Source organism: Enterococcus sp. AAFC-DPL-6103 (genome assembly GCF_058216595.1).
In genome coordinates this window covers 113,987-129,562 of record NZ_CM177102.1, presented here as the reverse complement: position 1 = coordinate 129,562, position 15,576 = coordinate 113,987, and the positions used below count along the sequence as shown (strand labels likewise).

The window sequence follows — 15,576 nt, the reverse complement described above, 5'->3', positions numbered from 1 at the left end:
AAATCGTCACAAAATATTCACAACTTCGCTCTATTATATACACATACCAACAAACAACCCTAACAACACTTTTTCATTTTTTAACTCCTTTCCTGCTAGCCCCCCAGCTAGCAGGATCTTTTTTTAGAGAACAAATCAAAAAAGAGCTTTTCTATCAAAAGATAGAAAAGCTCTTTTAGCTTTCTTAAAATAAAACACACATCTTAACGTGATAAACGTTCTTGTTCTCCACTTGGCGATAGACTCGTGATTTTCTCAATTTGCTCAATGGGAATCATTCGAATTTGTTGCTCATCATTTCGTAAACGAATCATGACACGCTCTTTTTCAACGGTTTTTGTCGCTACCCATCCAGATACAGTTTCATGCTTATTACTTAAACGATTTTCTCTCACTTGCAAAACAACTAAACTATCTTTTGCCGCAGCTTTTTGAAGCTCAAGAACAAACTCTCCTTGCTTGCGTACATTCTTGGCTTTTTCTTCTGTGTCATTGACAAAAGAATCAAAAAACTGATACGACGTGTGCGTCACTAACTTGGTAAGTTTCTTCATTGGTGATACTGTTTCCTCGTCCATCGAATGTACTCCTCCTTTTGCTAAGAAAGTAATGAATTAAGTAATTTTATTTTACCTAAATTTAATGAAAAAAACAAGAAAATAAGCTTTCTAACTAAAACTCGCTCTTTTATCCCCAATATAAAAAATGTTATTTTATATTCTCTTTTTTACGTAAAATTCCAATGATCCAATCCTTCATTGATTAACTGAAATGTTTCCTCAAAGTTATTTGTAAAATAGGGATCAGGAACATCTGTCGTTTCTTTCCCAGGAACAACACTCATAAACAATTTGATTTTAGCTTGAGTATTTTTAGGCGCGACTCGCTGTAATTCTCGTACATTTTCTTGATCCATGCCGATAATCCAATCAAAGGTCTCGAAATCTTTTGAGGTAATTTGGCGAGCAATCATGTTGCCTGTATCAATGTCTTCTTGGTCAAGAATTCTTTGCGTTCCGGGATGTGGTGAAGAACCGATTTCATAAGAACTTGTAGCAGCAGAGTCAATCAAAAAGTCAGCATCCCGCTTTGCTTCTTGAACTCTTTTTTGTAGCAATCCTTCTGCCATTGGTGAGCGACAAATATTGCCTAAACAAACAAATAAAACTTTGGTCATTTTTTTCCCTCCATTTTATAAAACATTCTTCATTTCCTTACTCATCTGTCTCTGATTCTTCCTGAGCATATAATCGGTAAGAATAAAGCTCCGTATCTTTTGCCAATCGAAATAATTGCATCGCGATTTCCATTGGTGTTTCCTGATAGTCATGCGTTATCCAATTTACCAAAACACCGCTACAGCCATAAGAGAAAAAGCGAGCATAAAAAAGTTTGTCTTGTTGCGACAATTGCCTTTCTTGATCCATTTGATTAAAAATACTAATAAAAGATTGTTGGATGATTGTCGAAAATTCTTGTTGCAAGACTTCTTGGTCTGATGCAACTGTATTGCTATAAAATTCCTTGTTATCAGCAATAGCCTTCAGCATTTTTAAGGCTTGTTCTTCCCAATTATCTAATGATAAATTATGAGCATCTAAAAAGTGAAAGGCATCCTCAAAGTACACCCAACGAAGCAAGTCATACTTGTCTGTAAAATGATAATAAAATGTTTGACGGTTGATATTCGCCTCGTACGCAATTTCTTGAACAGTTATTTTGCGAAATGTCTTTTGTTGACACAAGCGAATCAGTGAATGTTTGATTATTTGTTTCGTATGAATGGAATCTCCCATTTTTTTTCCTCCCATCTCAGTAAATTTCTACTTCAATAACTATTCATTATAGGGATAACCAAAGTGCTCATAAGCATATGCAGTAGCAATTCTCCCACGAGGTGTTCGTTTTAAAAAACCTTTTTGAATCAAGAATGGTTCGTACATATCTTCAACAGTTTCACGTTCTTCACCAATATTTACAGACAACGTGCTTAAACCGACTGGTCCACCACCATATAATTCAATCATCGTTCGCAATAGCTTTTGGTCAACGTAGTCTAGTCCCGCATGATCGACTTGTAAAAGAGTCAGCGCTTGGTCCGCGATGTTTCGGTCGATTTTTCCATCTGCTTGAACTTGTGCAAAGTCACGCACTCTTTTTAACAAACGGTTCGCAATCCGTGGGGTTCCTCTAGAACGACGTGCAATTTCAATTGCCCCGTCTTCTACGATATCTGTTTGAAAAATAGAAGCAGAACGCTGAACGATTTCTCGTAAATCTCCCTCATCGTAGTATTCCATGTGTGAAATGATCCCAAAGCGGTCACGCAATGGTGCTGAAAGCATCCCAGCACGCGTCGTCGCTCCAATCAATGTAAATGGAGGTAAAGGGAAATGAACGGGGTGTGCTGTGGGACCTTGCCCTACCATGATATCTACGTAAAAGTCTTCCATTGCAGAATACAATGTTTCTTCCGCCACTCGTGGTAAGCGATGGATTTCATCAATGAACAATACATCGCCTGCTTCCAATTCATTCAAAATTGCAACAAGATCGCCAGGTCGTTCAATCGCTGGCCCGCTCGTGGTACGGATATTTACAGACATCTCATTTGCGATTACCATTGCCATCGTCGTTTTCCCTAACCCTGGCGGACCATACAATAGTACATGATCAAGTGGTTCTTCACGATTACGAGCGGCTTCGATATAAATTTGAAGTTCCTGTTTCACCTTATTTTGTCCAATGTATTGTGACAATAAATGTGGTCGGAGAGATTTTTCCAAACTAAGTTCATTCTCGCCAGTTTCTGGTGATAGAATATGTTCGTCTGTCATCGTGCTTCCCTCCTACTTTTTCATCATCAATTTTAGCGCCTGGCGTAGATATTCATCGGTAGTCAAATTTTCTTGTGCTTGTAATTGTTTTTCTACACGTTTCACTTCTTTTGCACTATATCCCAACGCAGTTAAAGCTTCCATTGCTTCAGCTAATGCCGTCGTATCTTGTGTATTGGCTTCATCAAATAAATTGATTGGTGCTTCGATACTGATTTCACCTAATTTTCCTTTTAGATCCAAAATCATTTGTTGTGCGGTCTTTTTACCAACACCTGGGAATTTTGTTAAATAAGTAACATCGCCAGACTCGATTGCATGAATCAAACCCGAGTGATCATCACTCGCCATGATTGCTAACGCGCTTTTTGGGCCAATTCCTGAAACACTAACGAGTCTTAAGAACAATTGCTTCTCTTCTAAGCTAGAAAAACCATAAAGTAGATGACCGTCTTCACGAATGACCTGGTGTAAATAGATAGTTATTTCTTTGTTCATCTTACCACTATAACGATAAGGATTTCCTAAGGCGATTTGGTAACCAATTCCTTGATTTTCTACCACAATATAATAAGGGCTGATAAATGTAACCATCCCTTTTAGATATTCATACATTCAATTTTCCTCTTTCTTTCACACACATACGTTCGCTTTATTGTAGCACATTTCAACGACTGAAAAAAGTAGCTTCCTTTTAAGCAAATTCAAACAAAAAACTAAAAAAAGCGAATAAAAAAGAAACCTCGCTTCGGCTTGCCTATTTCGAGGTTTCTCTTCCTTTCGTTAGGTGGATCATTCAACAAGTGATTTATATTTTTCATAACCTTGCTCAGCCATTTCATCATATGGAATGAATTTTAACGCAGCTGAATTGATACAGTAACGTAATCCACCTTTATCTGCTGGACCATCATTAAAAACATGACCAAGATGTGAATCGGCACTTTGACTTCTAACTTCTACTCTGTGCATGCCATGTGAGCGATCGTTTTTTTCAGCAATTTCATCGTCACTAATCGGCTTACTGAAAGATGGCCAGCCACAGCCTGCATCGTATTTTTCCGTTGAACTAAATAAAGGTTTTCCACTCACGATGTCAACATAAATTCCTTTTTCATAAAAGTCATCATATTTTCCACTAAATGGACGTTCAGTTGCATTTTCTTGCGTCACTGCGTATGCGATTGGCGATAATTTTTGTTTCAATTCTTCATCAGTTACTGGATTTTTTTCTTTTGCCATTGACGTCATCTCCTTTTCTGTTAATCTTACTGACCAACAACCAAAAGAGGCAACTAATCTGCTCACTTCTTGCTAAGAATCAAACTTTACGACGACGCGCAAATTCAACAAAGCGAAACTTATCTAATCGATGAATGGATTCTGTATACTCAAAGCAACGCGTATCTTCTAGGTGAACTAATCCTCGAACAATCACCACGTAGGGATCATCATTTAAGGTCATTGCATCGTAGATCTCTGGTGTCACAGGTTCTACCGTAATTTCTTTTTGCGCATAAGCAATCGTCAATCCCAAGTTATTTTCAAAATAATCATAGATAGATGCTTCTGCTTGTTCAGTTGACAAAGTCGGTACAACTTCTTTCAATAAGTAATCACGATCTAAAATCACAACCTCACCTGCGATTTTTCGCTGTCGAACTAAATGCCAAACTGGCGTCCCAACTGTCCATCCGGTAATTTCGCTTAATTCTTTATCGACTTTTGTTTCAACTAACTCTTGAACAATCGTTTTGCTTGGAATATTTTGAGTTTCTTGCAATTCTTTGTAGCTCGTCAGTCCTGAAATTGGAAAATCAAAACGACTTCTTTCTAAGACAATCGATCCTTTTCCTTGTTTTTTCTGAATATAACCTTCTGTTGTCAATAGCTGCAGTGCTTTTCGGATCGTTTCTCGAGAGACGCCGTATATTTTAATTAATTGATTTTCACTTGGTAAAAGTGTGTGCGGAGGATATTGCTTTGCTAAAATTTTTTTCTCCAGATCCAAAAAAATTTCATTAAATTTATTCATTGTTTTGATTCCTCCACCCAATTATTTTTTCGATTATTGCTCCACTATACTATAGCATTGTTTTCATTTCAATGTTCAAAAAAGATGAGGAAAGTCGCGTATCACCAGAGAATAAATCGATTACGAGGACAAATAACAGCACTTGAAATAAAACGCTTGCATTTCGTTTTTGATTCCAGTATAGTTAACTAAAGAAACTTGCATAGACAAGTTAAGTGAAAGGAGTTTTTCTTATGACAAAGTACCAAGCAGATGCCGAGAAATTGTTAAAAGAAATCGGTGGAAAAGAAAATATTGCTGCAGTCAGCCATTGTGCCACTCGGATGCGTTTTGTTTTAAATGATCCAGCAATAGCGAATGAGGAAGCAATAGAAGATATTCCAAGTGTAAAAGGAATGTTCACTAATGCTGGACAGTTCCAAGTTATTATTGGTAACGATGTAGCAACTTTCTACAACGATTTTGTTTCTGTATCTGGTGTAGAAGGTGTCTCAAAAGAACAAAGTAAAGCGTATGCAAAACAAAATCTTAATCCTATTCAACGAGCAGTCGCTGTTTTAGCTGAAATTTTTACCCCATTGATTCCCGCAATTATTGTTGGTGGACTGATTTTAGGATTTCGAAATGTATTGGAAGGAATCCAATTTGATAGTCTAGGTGGCACAATCGTTGAACACTCACAATTTTGGAGCGGTGTGAATGCGTTCTTATGGTTACCTGGTGAAGCAATTTTCCATTTCCTACCAGTTGGTATTACTTGGAGCATCGCGAAAAAGATGGGTACTACGCAAATATTAGGAATTGTTTTAGGTATTACCTTAGTTTCTCCGCAATTATTAAATGCGTATAGCGTTGCATCTACCGCCGCTGCGGATATTCCATTTTGGGATTTTGGCTTCGCTCAAGTTGATATGATTGGTTACCAGGCACAAGTTATCCCTGCGATGTTAGCTGGGTTTATGCTTGCGTATCTAGAAATCTTTTTCCGAAAAATTATTCCACAATCCATTTCAATGATTTTCGTTCCACTTTTCTCATTAGTTCCAACTGTTTTAGCCGCGCATGTCATTTTAGGACCAATTGGTTGGACAATCGGAAGTTGGATCTCTACTGTCGTTAATGCTGGGTTGACTTCTTCCATTAGTTGGTTATTCAGCGCTGTCTTTGGTTTCTTGTATGCTCCACTCGTAATCACAGGACTCCACCACATGACAAACGCGATCGATATGCAGTTAATTGCAGACTTTGGTTCTACAAACCTTTGGCCAATGATTGCACTATCTAACATTGCTCAAGGTTCAGCCGTCTTAGCAATTATTTTCTTACATCGTGGAAATGAAAAAGAAGAACAAATTTCGATTCCGGCTATGATTTCTTGTTACTTAGGAGTAACTGAGCCTGCGATGTTCGGGATCAATCTAAAATATGTTTATCCATTTGTTGCGGCAATGATTGGTTCTGGTTTAGCTGGCATGTTCGCCACATTGATGAGCGTTCGCGCAAATGCAATTGGTGTTGGTGGCTTACCAGGGATTTTAGCGATTCAGGCAGAGTCTTGGGTACCTTTCATCATCTCAATGATTATTGCCATCTTTATCCCGTTCGGCTTAACAGTTATTTTCAGACGTCAAGGAATCTTAAATAAAATCGATCCTGTTTCTCCAGCTGCTGAAGCTATCGGTGCACAATTTGAAACAGCAAACGGTACAACAGCTGTTCCAGAACAAAAACAATTCGAAGCTACTACTTCCACACTTAAAACAGAAAAATTATTTGCAGTAGCTGCAGGTGAACTAAAAGAAATCACTCAAGTAGATGATCCTGTTTTCTCACAAAAAATGATGGGTGACGGCTATGCTGTCGTACCAACGAACAACAAAGTTTTCTCCCCAGTTACTGGAACAATCACTAACATTTTTGAAACCAAACACGCCATTGGTATTCTTTCTAAAGAAGGCATTGAAGTTTTAGTACACATGGGCTTAGATACAGTTGAACTAAAAGGAACTCCATTCACCGTTCACGTTCAAGAAGGTGAGTTAGTAACCCCAAGTTCACTGATTGCAGAAATGGCTGTTGAACAAGTAGAACAAGCAGGGAAGAAAACAGACATTCTTGTTGTCTTAACAAATACCGAAAAAATTGACAGCTTCTCACTTGATGAAACTGGACTTGTTCGCCCAGAAGAACAAGTTGGTCAAGCTGAAGTTCGCTAGGTCTTTTGCTCTTTGATTCATAAACAAAAAATAAGAGTCACGACAATTGTCGTGACTCTTATTTTTTGTTTTTTTTTAAAGTAAAAATTCTTTAAGTGCTTGGTTCACTGCACCAATTGGAAAGCCAACAATGCTGTAATAATCGCCACTTATTTCTTTAACAAATGCACCAGCAAAACTTTGTATGCCATAAGAACCAGCTTTATCCTGATAATCACCTGTTGCCAAATACGTATCGATTTCTTTTTCAGTTAGTGGATAAAAAGTTACTTCAGCTTGCGCTAAAATTCTTTCTTCTCGTTCTTTCGATTTTAAGACAACAGCAGTATACACTTGATGTGTTTCCCCACTTAATGAGCGAAGCGTTGCTTTTGCATCGGCTAAATCCACTGGTTTCCCTAAAATTTTTTGATGATGAATAACCGTAGTGTCACTAGCAATCACTAATGTTTGTTCCGTTTGCTGCTCCACGACTGCTTGTGCTTTTTCATACGCCATTCGTTGAACGTACGCGACAGGGTCTTCACCGTCGATCGGTGTCTCATCAATGTCAGCTGGTTGAATTGCAAACTCAGAAACTAAACGACTCAACAATTCCTTTCTTCGAGGAGATTGAGAAGCTAAGATTATTTTCATTTTCTGCCTCTTTCCTATTTTTTAATGTGGATCTTGGATACGTTTAAACATCCGCTCCATATCCGAGTTAGTAAAATGGATCAATACCGGTCGACCATGTGGGCAATTGAATGGATTTTCACATTGTGCTAAGTCCTTTAGTAATACGCGGGCTTGTGCTTCATTCAAATAATGATTTGCTTTGATTGAACGTTTACAGCTCATCATGATTGCCGTTGCTTCACGAAATTTTTTCACACTAACACTACCTGTTGTCAGCAGCATATCAATCATTTCTCTGATGATCGACTCTTCTTCGCCACTTGGATACCAAGTTGGATGTGCGCGAACAATGAAACTATTCTGCCCAAATTCTTCCAAATAAATCCCGGATTCTTCAAGCAAATGTTTCTTTTCTTTTAGTTTCAATGCGTAATTGTTAGGATAGTCCAAAACAAAAGGTACCAACAATTCCTGTAAGTCATTCGACACTTCGCCGATTTTTTCACGGAAATATTCGTACTTGATACGTTCCTGTGCCGCATGTTGATCGATAATATATAAGCCCGTACTACTTTGTGCAAATAGATAAGTGCCATGCATTTGTCCAAAATATTCCAGTTGTGGAAAGCGTTCAGTTACTTTTTCTGTTTCCAACTTTTGAATGGCTTGATCCAATGCCCGGCTATTTCCTTGGCCAAATTCCGGATGCAAGGCAAGTTCGTCTTCGTAAACTTGTTCTGAGGCATTTCTTTCTACTGTTTGGGGTTGTTCTTCTTGAAATTCGACATTATCCACAGTGGATAATGTTTCTTCTGTGATTTTATCCACAGACTTTTCTACAAAGTTTTCCACAGTATTTTCTTGTTTATCCACCATTTTCCCACCGTTTTCTGGATAATTCGTCATTTCTTCAGAAAATGGAACAAAGTTTTCAACATTTTCCACAGAGTTATCAACAGTTTTTCCAAAATTAGGTTGTTTTGTTTCTTCCACATAAAAACTACTTGTTTCTCGATCAAAATTTAGACTTTGTGGTTTCTTTGGTTTTTCATCTTCAAATGCATAAGATAAATCAATTTCTGTTTGTTCGACTTTTGGCTGGTCTGTGACTTTCTTTTTAAATCTTAAATTGTCTGCAGCACTAGGAATCAGATTTTCTTGACTAAGCGCTTCTTGGATTGCATTTGCTATCAAGTCAGTCAATTCTTTTTCTTTGGATAAGCGGACTTCTTGTTTTGTTGGATGAACATTTACATCCACTAATAGTGGGTCCATTTTGATTTCTAAAACAGCAATTGGATATCGACCAACCATCAATTTTGAGCCATAACCAGCTACAATTGCTTTATTCAAAGCAAAGTTTCTGATATAGCGTCCGTTAATGATCGTTGATAAATAATTCCGGCTCGCACGAGTTACCTCTGGAAGCGAGACATAGCCCACCAGTTCGAAGTCTAAATCTTTTGCTTCGATTTTCAACATTTTTTTGGCAGTAGTTAAGCCATAAATACCAGCAATAGTCTGCTTGAGATCACCATTTCCCGCAGTAGCTAACATCTTATTGCCATCATGAATGAGACGAAAAGCAATATTTGGATGGCTTAACGCCAAGCGATTCACAATGTCCCCAATATTTGCGAGTTCTGTATGCAACGTTTTGACATATTTAAGGCGAGCAGGTGTGTTGAAAAAAAGATTGCTTACAGTAATCTTCGTTCCTTGACGTAATGGTGCTGGGCGATGTTCCGTAACCTCCCCGCCTTTTAGTGCTACGAACGTTCCTTGATTTTCTTCTTGATTAGCTGTTTCAATCGTTAATTCTGAAACAGAAGCAATACTTGGAAGTGCTTCGCCACGAAAACCAAGTGTACGAATCCGAAATAAGTCATCTCGATTATGGATTTTACTTGTTGCATGACGCTTAAATGCACTTTCAACATCATCAGTCAAAATTCCCTCACCATTGTCTATCACTTGAATTGTTCGCAGACCAGCTTCTTCCACTAAGATATCGATTTGGCTGCTTCCTGCATCAATCGCATTTTCGACCAATTCTTTCACAACAGAGGCTGGGCGTTCGACAACCTCACCGGCTGCGATTTGATTGGCTAAACGTTCTGATAGTTCTTGGATTTTCGCCATGGGTCTACGCCTTCTTTCTAAAGTTGTTTTTGTAATTCATATAATTTATTCAGTGCATCCATTGGCGTCATTTCTAATAAATTAAGTTTCTTCAATGATGTCACAACTTCTTGTTCTCCATCTGACAATTCAGCAAATAGAGAAAGTTGTTGTGTTTCCTCATTTACTTGTGCTTCCGAGATTTGTGCAGGCCGTTCCTGCATCTCCACAACAGATTTAACTGGTTCAACAGGGATTTGGTGATGCTTTTCTTCCCCAGATTCAAGTGTTGCTAAAATCGTTGATGCTCGTTTCAACAAGTCTGTTGGTAATCCTGCAATTTTCGCCACATGGATTCCATAACTTTTATCAGCTGGACCTTCCATCATTTTATGAAGAAAGACAACTTCCCCGTCTTTTTCAACTGCTCCGACATGAACATTCTTCAATTGAGAAAGTTCTTCGTCTAAGACTGTTAGTTCATGATAATGCGTCGAGAAAAGTGTTTTTGCCTGAACATTTTGATGAATATATTCAATGATCGCTTGTGCTAGTGCCATCCCATCGTATGTCGCCGTTCCACGACCCAGCTCATCAAATAAAATCAAGCTATTTGGTGTAGCATTGCGCAGTGCTTGATTGGCTTCCATCATTTCAACCATGAAAGTACTTTGACCAGCAATCAAGTCATCGCTCGCTCCAATTCGAGTAAAGATTTGATCAAAAATCGGTAAAACAGCTTTCTGTGCCGGAACAAAACACCCCATTTGTGCCATGATGACAGTTAATGCAAGTTGGCGCATATATGTGCTTTTCCCTGACATATTCGGCCCTGTGATTAACAGAATCATCTCTTGTTCGTCCATCTCGACACTATTTGGAATGTATTCTTGGTGGCCTAGTACTTTTTCAACTACTGGATGCCTACCTTCTTGAATACATAATTGTTGACTATTATTCGTTAAGACTGGACGAACATATTGGTAACGTTCACTGATTGTCGCAAAGCTTTGTAAAACATCAACTGTACTGATTGATTTTGCCAATGTTTGTAAAGGTTGAATAGCTTTTTTCACTTCTTCACGAACAGCTAAAAACAGTTGGTATTCTAAATCGACAGACTTTTCTTCGGCTTCAAGGATTTGAGTTTCTAGTTCTTTTAACTCCGGCGTAATAAAGCGTTCTGCATTTGCTAATGTTTGTTTCCGCTCATACTTGCCTTCTTCTAAGCTCGCTAAGTTTGATTTTGTAATTTCGATATAATACCCAAACACACGATTAAACCCAACTTTTAAGTTTTTGATCCCAGTTTCTTTTCGTTCCCGAGCTTCTAGTTCAGCTAGCCATTGTTTCCCGTTTTTCATGGCTGAACGATAGGCGTCTAATTGTTCATTGAATCCATCGCGAATCACGTTACCTTCTGTGATTTGTAATGGAGGATCTTCATTGATTGCTTGGTTGATTAGCTGAACAAGACCTTCCATTGGTTGCATTTTTTCTAATAGTGCTTGCCATTGTCCTTGGTCGATTCCTTCAATCAGTTGACGAATCATTGGCACTTGTTCAAGTGACGTCTTCAATTGAATCAAATCGCGACCATTCACATTTCCAAATGCCACTCGGCCGGCTAAGCGCTCTAAGTCATAAACTTTAGTCAACGCACTTTGCAGATCAATTCGTTCAAAATAACTATCAACTAAAGAAGCAACCATCTCTTGGCGGGTATTGATTGCATGTGATTGAATCAATGGTCGATCAAGCCATTGTTTGAGCATGCGACCACCCATTGCTGTTTTGGTTTCATCTAATAACCACAATAAAGTCCCATGTTTTTTACCTGTTCGGATCGACTGACTTAATTCCAAATTGAATTTGGAATAATAGTCCATTTTTAAATAGTGATCTGGTTGATATTCCACTGCGTTTTGAATATGGGCTAAACTTCTCTTTTGCGTCACCGCTAAGTAAGTCAATAGCTTTCCTGTCACTTCTTTTTCAAGTCCATCTGTTATTTCACGCGTCAAAAAATTAAATTCGGCATTTTCCTCCAATGTCTCTTGAGAAGAAAAAACTAAACCCAAACGAATACTTAATTGTTCACGTAAGCTAACAGAAATCTCTGTGCCCAATACTAATTCTTTTGTCTGCAATGCAGAAGTTTCATTTAAAACGCCTTCTTCATCAAAAAGATGTGCTGTTTTTAACTCGCCAGTGCTCAAATCAACATAGGCAAAACCAAACTCATCACCTTCTTGTACAACAGCAGTCAAGTAATTATTATCTTTTGCAGAAAGACCTTTACTGTCCATAACTGTTCCTGGTGTCACTAACTGAACAACTTCACGTTTAACCATGCCTTTCGTTGTTTTTGGATCTTCAACTTGTTCACAAATGGCCACTTTATAGCCTTTTTCAACCAAACTATCGATATACCCTTGTGCAGCGTGATGTGGCACGCCGCACATTGGGATTGGATCATCCGCATTGCGATTTCGGCTCGTTAATGTTAGCTCTAGTAGCTGTGAAACTTGGATTGCATCTTCATAAAATAGTTCGTAAAAATCACCAAGACGATAAAACAAAAAAGCATCTTGGTATTGTGCCTTAATGCTTAGATATTGTTCCATCATTGGTGTGTTCTTTGTTTTTTGAGGCATTGTTTTCCTCCTCTAATAATTCATTGATTTCATCTTGAATCAACCCAGTCAAATAGTGCAAAAGATCATTTGCCTCTAGTAATTGGCGACGATATGCAATCACTAAAGGATGTTGTTCAAATGTTTTTGTCAATTGATTCGCACGAGCAATTGCTGCTTGCTCAGCAATCACTTTACCATAATGACCAAATTGGACTGCCTCTTTTTGCGCCACTTTGATCTCCTCGGTCAATTCTTTTAAATAGTTATTTTGATTTACTTTTTCTTCTAATTCCTTATAGCGAACAATAATTTCGTTTTTACCTAGAAGTTTCGTCAGTTGGTCAACTGTTTCTTGTATTTCTGGTTCATTTTCTAAAAAAGCCATTGATCTACCTCACTCCATAAATGGTCGGTCGTCATTGATTTGGATCAATTGAATGTCTTTTGCTTTTCCAGTTGTATCGTCAATCTCCAGCAAGCAACCACATAAAATAGCACGACCTTCTTCCACAACTTCAAAGCGCTTTGGCATTGCTGTTAAAAATTTTTCGATAACCACGTCACGACGCATTCCTAAAATACCATCGTATGGACCTGTCATACCGACATCCGTTAAGTAAGCTGTTCCATTTGGTAGAATACGTGCATCATTTGTCTGAACATGTGTATGTGTTCCCACAACGGCTGACACTTCACCATCTAAAAACCAGCCCATTGCTTGTTTTTCACTAGTCGTTTCTCCATGAAAATCAACAAAAATGATTGGCGTTCTTTTTCGTGCTTCAGCAACTAGTGCTTGCATTTTACGAAATGGGTCATCCAAATCAGTCATAAATGAACGAGCTTGCATATTGATAACGGCAAGTTGCACTTGATTGACTTTGACAAATACCATTCCTTGACCTGGTGTTCCTTCTGGAAAGTTCGCTGGACGAACCATTTTTTTCGCGTCATCAATAAATTCAAAAATACCGCGATTGTCCCATGTATGATTTCCCATAGTCACAACGTCAACACCATCTTGTAAAAGTTTTTTATAAATTTTTTCCGTGATACCTCTTCCAGAAGCAGCATTTTCACCATTCACGATAGTTACTTGTGGACGATATTTTTTCTTCAAACGAGGGACATATTCCGTAATCATTTCTCTTCCCATAGATCCCACTACATCACCAATAAACAATACCCGCACATTGATTCCTCTTCTCTTTTAACATCATTCTATTATTATAGTAGTTTTTTTTAAGAAAGAAAAGCTCTCTGAGAAGGTTGTAACCATGAGTCATAAGACAAACTGTGGAACAAAAAAGCCCGAGACTTTCTTTCGTCTCGGACTTCTTATCAAGGGCCAGTCATCAATGTTTGATTACTCATTGACTAATTGTATTTAAATTACAGCTAATTTTTTGAGTGCTTTCCAAATACCATCTTGATCATTCGTATCAGTCACCAAATCGGCTGTAGCTTGAACTTCTGCTGACGCATTTCCCATTGCCACACCAATACCCGATTCACGTAACATTTCTCGATCATTCAATCCATCGCCAAAACTGATGATGGATTCGCGTGGAATTCCGACTTGGTCTGCCAAATGAAGGATCGTTGCAGCTTTTGAACCATCATGAGGCACAACATCTACACTGTTTTCATGCCAACGAACAAAACGAAGTTTGTCGTATTTTTGAAACTGTGTGTCATAACTTTTATTGAAGAATGCTAAAGCTTGATAAATGTCTTGATCTTCAACAAAAAATTGATCCAATTCAGGCAACACCGCGCCAAAGGAATGCATCGCTTCTTCCATGATTTGAACATCATTAGAAGAAGATCGCTTCATATTATCCAAACTAACAAACGCTGTATCAATTTCTTTTGTCTGAGCTTCTTCAACAAACGTGTCTAGCTGGTCACGATCCAACAAATTTTTGTAAACTTGTTCATGATCCAAGAATCCAGCTGCGCCATTACACAAAATATAATTTTCAAATTCTAATTCACGAATAATTTCTTGCGCATGAAAACGACTACGCCCTGTTGCGATTGTCACTAAATGTCCTGCTCGTCGCAATTGTTGCAATGCTTCTCTTGTGCTATCTAATGCTTGTTTGTTTGTGTCCAATAACGTTCCGTCAATATCAAAGGCAAATAAGCTTCGTTCCATGTCTGATCGTCTCGCTTTCTTATAGATATTTGCTTGCTTCTCTTACTGCCAACTTACTGAATGTTTCGTGTTCTAATAAATCTTTTACCCAGCCGGGATTCGTTTTGCTGTAATCGCGCAAGGCCCAGCCAATCCCTTTTTGAATAAAAAATTCGTTTGTTTTTATATCTTGTAGGATCGCTTTTTTCAATAGTGACTGGTTTACCTTTTCTTTTAATCCTAACTGTAAAGTAATTGCGATCCTCCGTAACCAAAAATCTTCTTGCTGAATGAATAGGTTAAACACTTGCTCCAACTGATCTGGATGTGCCATACACCACGTCGTGTATACTTTACGCCAAGAATCAATACTGTCCCACCACTCTTTTTCTTGTACAAGTGATAACAACATTACCAAGTCAGAAAATGCCAGACGTTTCACATGAAGTTGAATCAGCTCGATTGCTACATATTGATACTCTCTTTCTGATTTTTGATAATATTTTTTTGCAAGTGACAAAATTTCTGTTACTTCTAGTTGTTTGCTTTGCGCCAGAAACATTTTTTGTAAACGCGCGCGTTCTGGTTTTGGCACACCTGCAAAAATGAAATGATTTTTCATGTACTTTTCCATGGTTACAGCCTGTTCTTCATTTTTAGGAAAAATAAGTTCGTCCAAGTTAGCTCCTCCGCTCAAAATAATAAGCAATTCACTTTTACAGTTTCCTTACCATTTCACGATTTATTTTTATTTTAAAAGTGCCCCTTTATTGTCAGTTAAATCGATTGGACAGATACCTTCTCATTTTATAGAGCATACGATCGTTTGTAAAGCGTTTTTACGCGTTTCTCTACTTGACACTTGCCCTTTACATCAACTATACTGTAATTTGTGTAAAATAATGCAGCAGGAAAATAATAGCTCGTCCCTAGTTTGTTGCCCCGTTTCGGGTTCAATTGTGTAACCGCG

Annotated in this window: 15 protein-coding genes; 1 reads left to right on the top strand and 14 read right to left on the bottom strand. The window is 38.1% G+C overall.

Going from position 1 to position 15,576, the window contains the following annotated elements; all coding sequences use genetic code 11:
- Positions 1–203 precede the first annotated feature (203 nt).
- The 7 genes from AC4BC3_RS00680 to treR all read right to left on the bottom strand — a co-directional run bounded on the left by AC4BC3_RS00680 (position 204) and on the right by treR (position 4,872).
- On the bottom strand, positions 204–578 hold the full coding sequence (locus AC4BC3_RS00680) for a hypothetical protein (protein ID WP_206908618.1): 375 nt from the start codon (positions 576–578) through the stop codon (positions 204–206).
- A 149-nt stretch (positions 579–727) separates the two neighbouring features.
- Entirely contained in the window at positions 728–1,177 is a 450-nt protein-coding gene (locus AC4BC3_RS00675; protein ID WP_490466699.1) for a low molecular weight protein-tyrosine-phosphatase, read from the bottom strand.
- 37 nt (positions 1,178–1,214) lie between these two features.
- A complete protein-coding gene (locus AC4BC3_RS00670) occupies positions 1,215–1,796 on the bottom strand; it encodes a TetR/AcrR family transcriptional regulator (RefSeq protein ID WP_206908622.1) in 582 nt (193 codons plus the stop codon).
- A gap of 39 nt (positions 1,797–1,835) precedes the next feature.
- On the bottom strand, positions 1,836–2,837 hold the full coding sequence (ruvB, locus tag AC4BC3_RS00665) for a Holliday junction branch migration DNA helicase RuvB (protein ID WP_206899512.1): 1,002 nt from the start codon (positions 2,835–2,837) through the stop codon (positions 1,836–1,838).
- Between the two features lie 12 nt (positions 2,838–2,849).
- Entirely contained in the window at positions 2,850–3,452 is a 603-nt protein-coding gene (gene ruvA, locus AC4BC3_RS00660; RefSeq protein ID WP_206908624.1) for a Holliday junction branch migration protein RuvA, read from the bottom strand.
- 177 nt (positions 3,453–3,629) lie between these two features.
- Entirely contained in the window at positions 3,630–4,079 is a 450-nt protein-coding gene (gene msrB, locus AC4BC3_RS00655; RefSeq protein WP_206908634.1) for a peptide-methionine (R)-S-oxide reductase MsrB, read from the bottom strand.
- A gap of 79 nt (positions 4,080–4,158) precedes the next feature.
- Complete coding sequence (gene treR / locus AC4BC3_RS00650; RefSeq protein ID WP_206908636.1) at positions 4,159–4,872, bottom strand: trehalose operon repressor; 714 nt, start codon at positions 4,870–4,872, stop codon at positions 4,159–4,161.
- 233 nt (positions 4,873–5,105) lie between these two features.
- Here treR and treP point away from each other — a divergent pair, with 233 nt between their 5' ends.
- A complete protein-coding gene (gene treP / locus AC4BC3_RS00645; protein WP_490466698.1) occupies positions 5,106–7,088 on the top strand; it encodes a PTS system trehalose-specific EIIBC component in 1,983 nt (660 codons plus the stop codon).
- A gap of 75 nt (positions 7,089–7,163) precedes the next feature.
- Here treP and AC4BC3_RS00640 read toward each other — a convergent pair whose 3' ends face one another.
- From AC4BC3_RS00640 to AC4BC3_RS00610, 7 genes are all read right to left on the bottom strand, one after another.
- Positions 7,164–7,724 (bottom strand): Maf family protein, encoded by a 561-nt coding sequence (locus AC4BC3_RS00640; protein WP_490466697.1) that lies wholly within the window; start codon positions 7,722–7,724, stop codon positions 7,164–7,166.
- A 21-nt stretch (positions 7,725–7,745) separates the two neighbouring features.
- A complete protein-coding gene (gene mutL / locus AC4BC3_RS00635) occupies positions 7,746–9,848 on the bottom strand; it encodes a DNA mismatch repair endonuclease MutL (RefSeq protein ID WP_490466696.1) in 2,103 nt (700 codons plus the stop codon).
- A 17-nt stretch (positions 9,849–9,865) separates the two neighbouring features.
- Positions 9,866–12,484, bottom strand: a complete 2,619-nt coding sequence (gene mutS, locus AC4BC3_RS00630) for a DNA mismatch repair protein MutS (RefSeq protein WP_206907664.1) — start codon at positions 12,482–12,484, stop codon at positions 9,866–9,868.
- Positions 12,432–12,851 (bottom strand): YlbF family regulator, encoded by a 420-nt coding sequence (locus AC4BC3_RS00625; protein WP_206907667.1) that lies wholly within the window; start codon positions 12,849–12,851, stop codon positions 12,432–12,434. The genes mutS and AC4BC3_RS00625 overlap by 53 nt, the downstream gene beginning before the upstream one ends.
- A 9-nt stretch (positions 12,852–12,860) precedes the next feature.
- Positions 12,861–13,658 (bottom strand): TIGR00282 family metallophosphoesterase, encoded by a 798-nt coding sequence (locus AC4BC3_RS00620; protein WP_490466695.1) that lies wholly within the window; start codon positions 13,656–13,658, stop codon positions 12,861–12,863.
- Between the two features lie 195 nt (positions 13,659–13,853).
- A complete protein-coding gene (locus tag AC4BC3_RS00615) occupies positions 13,854–14,627 on the bottom strand; it encodes an HAD family hydrolase (protein WP_490466694.1) in 774 nt (257 codons plus the stop codon).
- A gap of 19 nt (positions 14,628–14,646) precedes the next feature.
- A complete protein-coding gene (locus tag AC4BC3_RS00610; protein ID WP_206907678.1) occupies positions 14,647–15,285 on the bottom strand; it encodes a DNA alkylation repair protein in 639 nt (212 codons plus the stop codon).
- Positions 15,286–15,576: the final 291 nt, after the last annotated feature.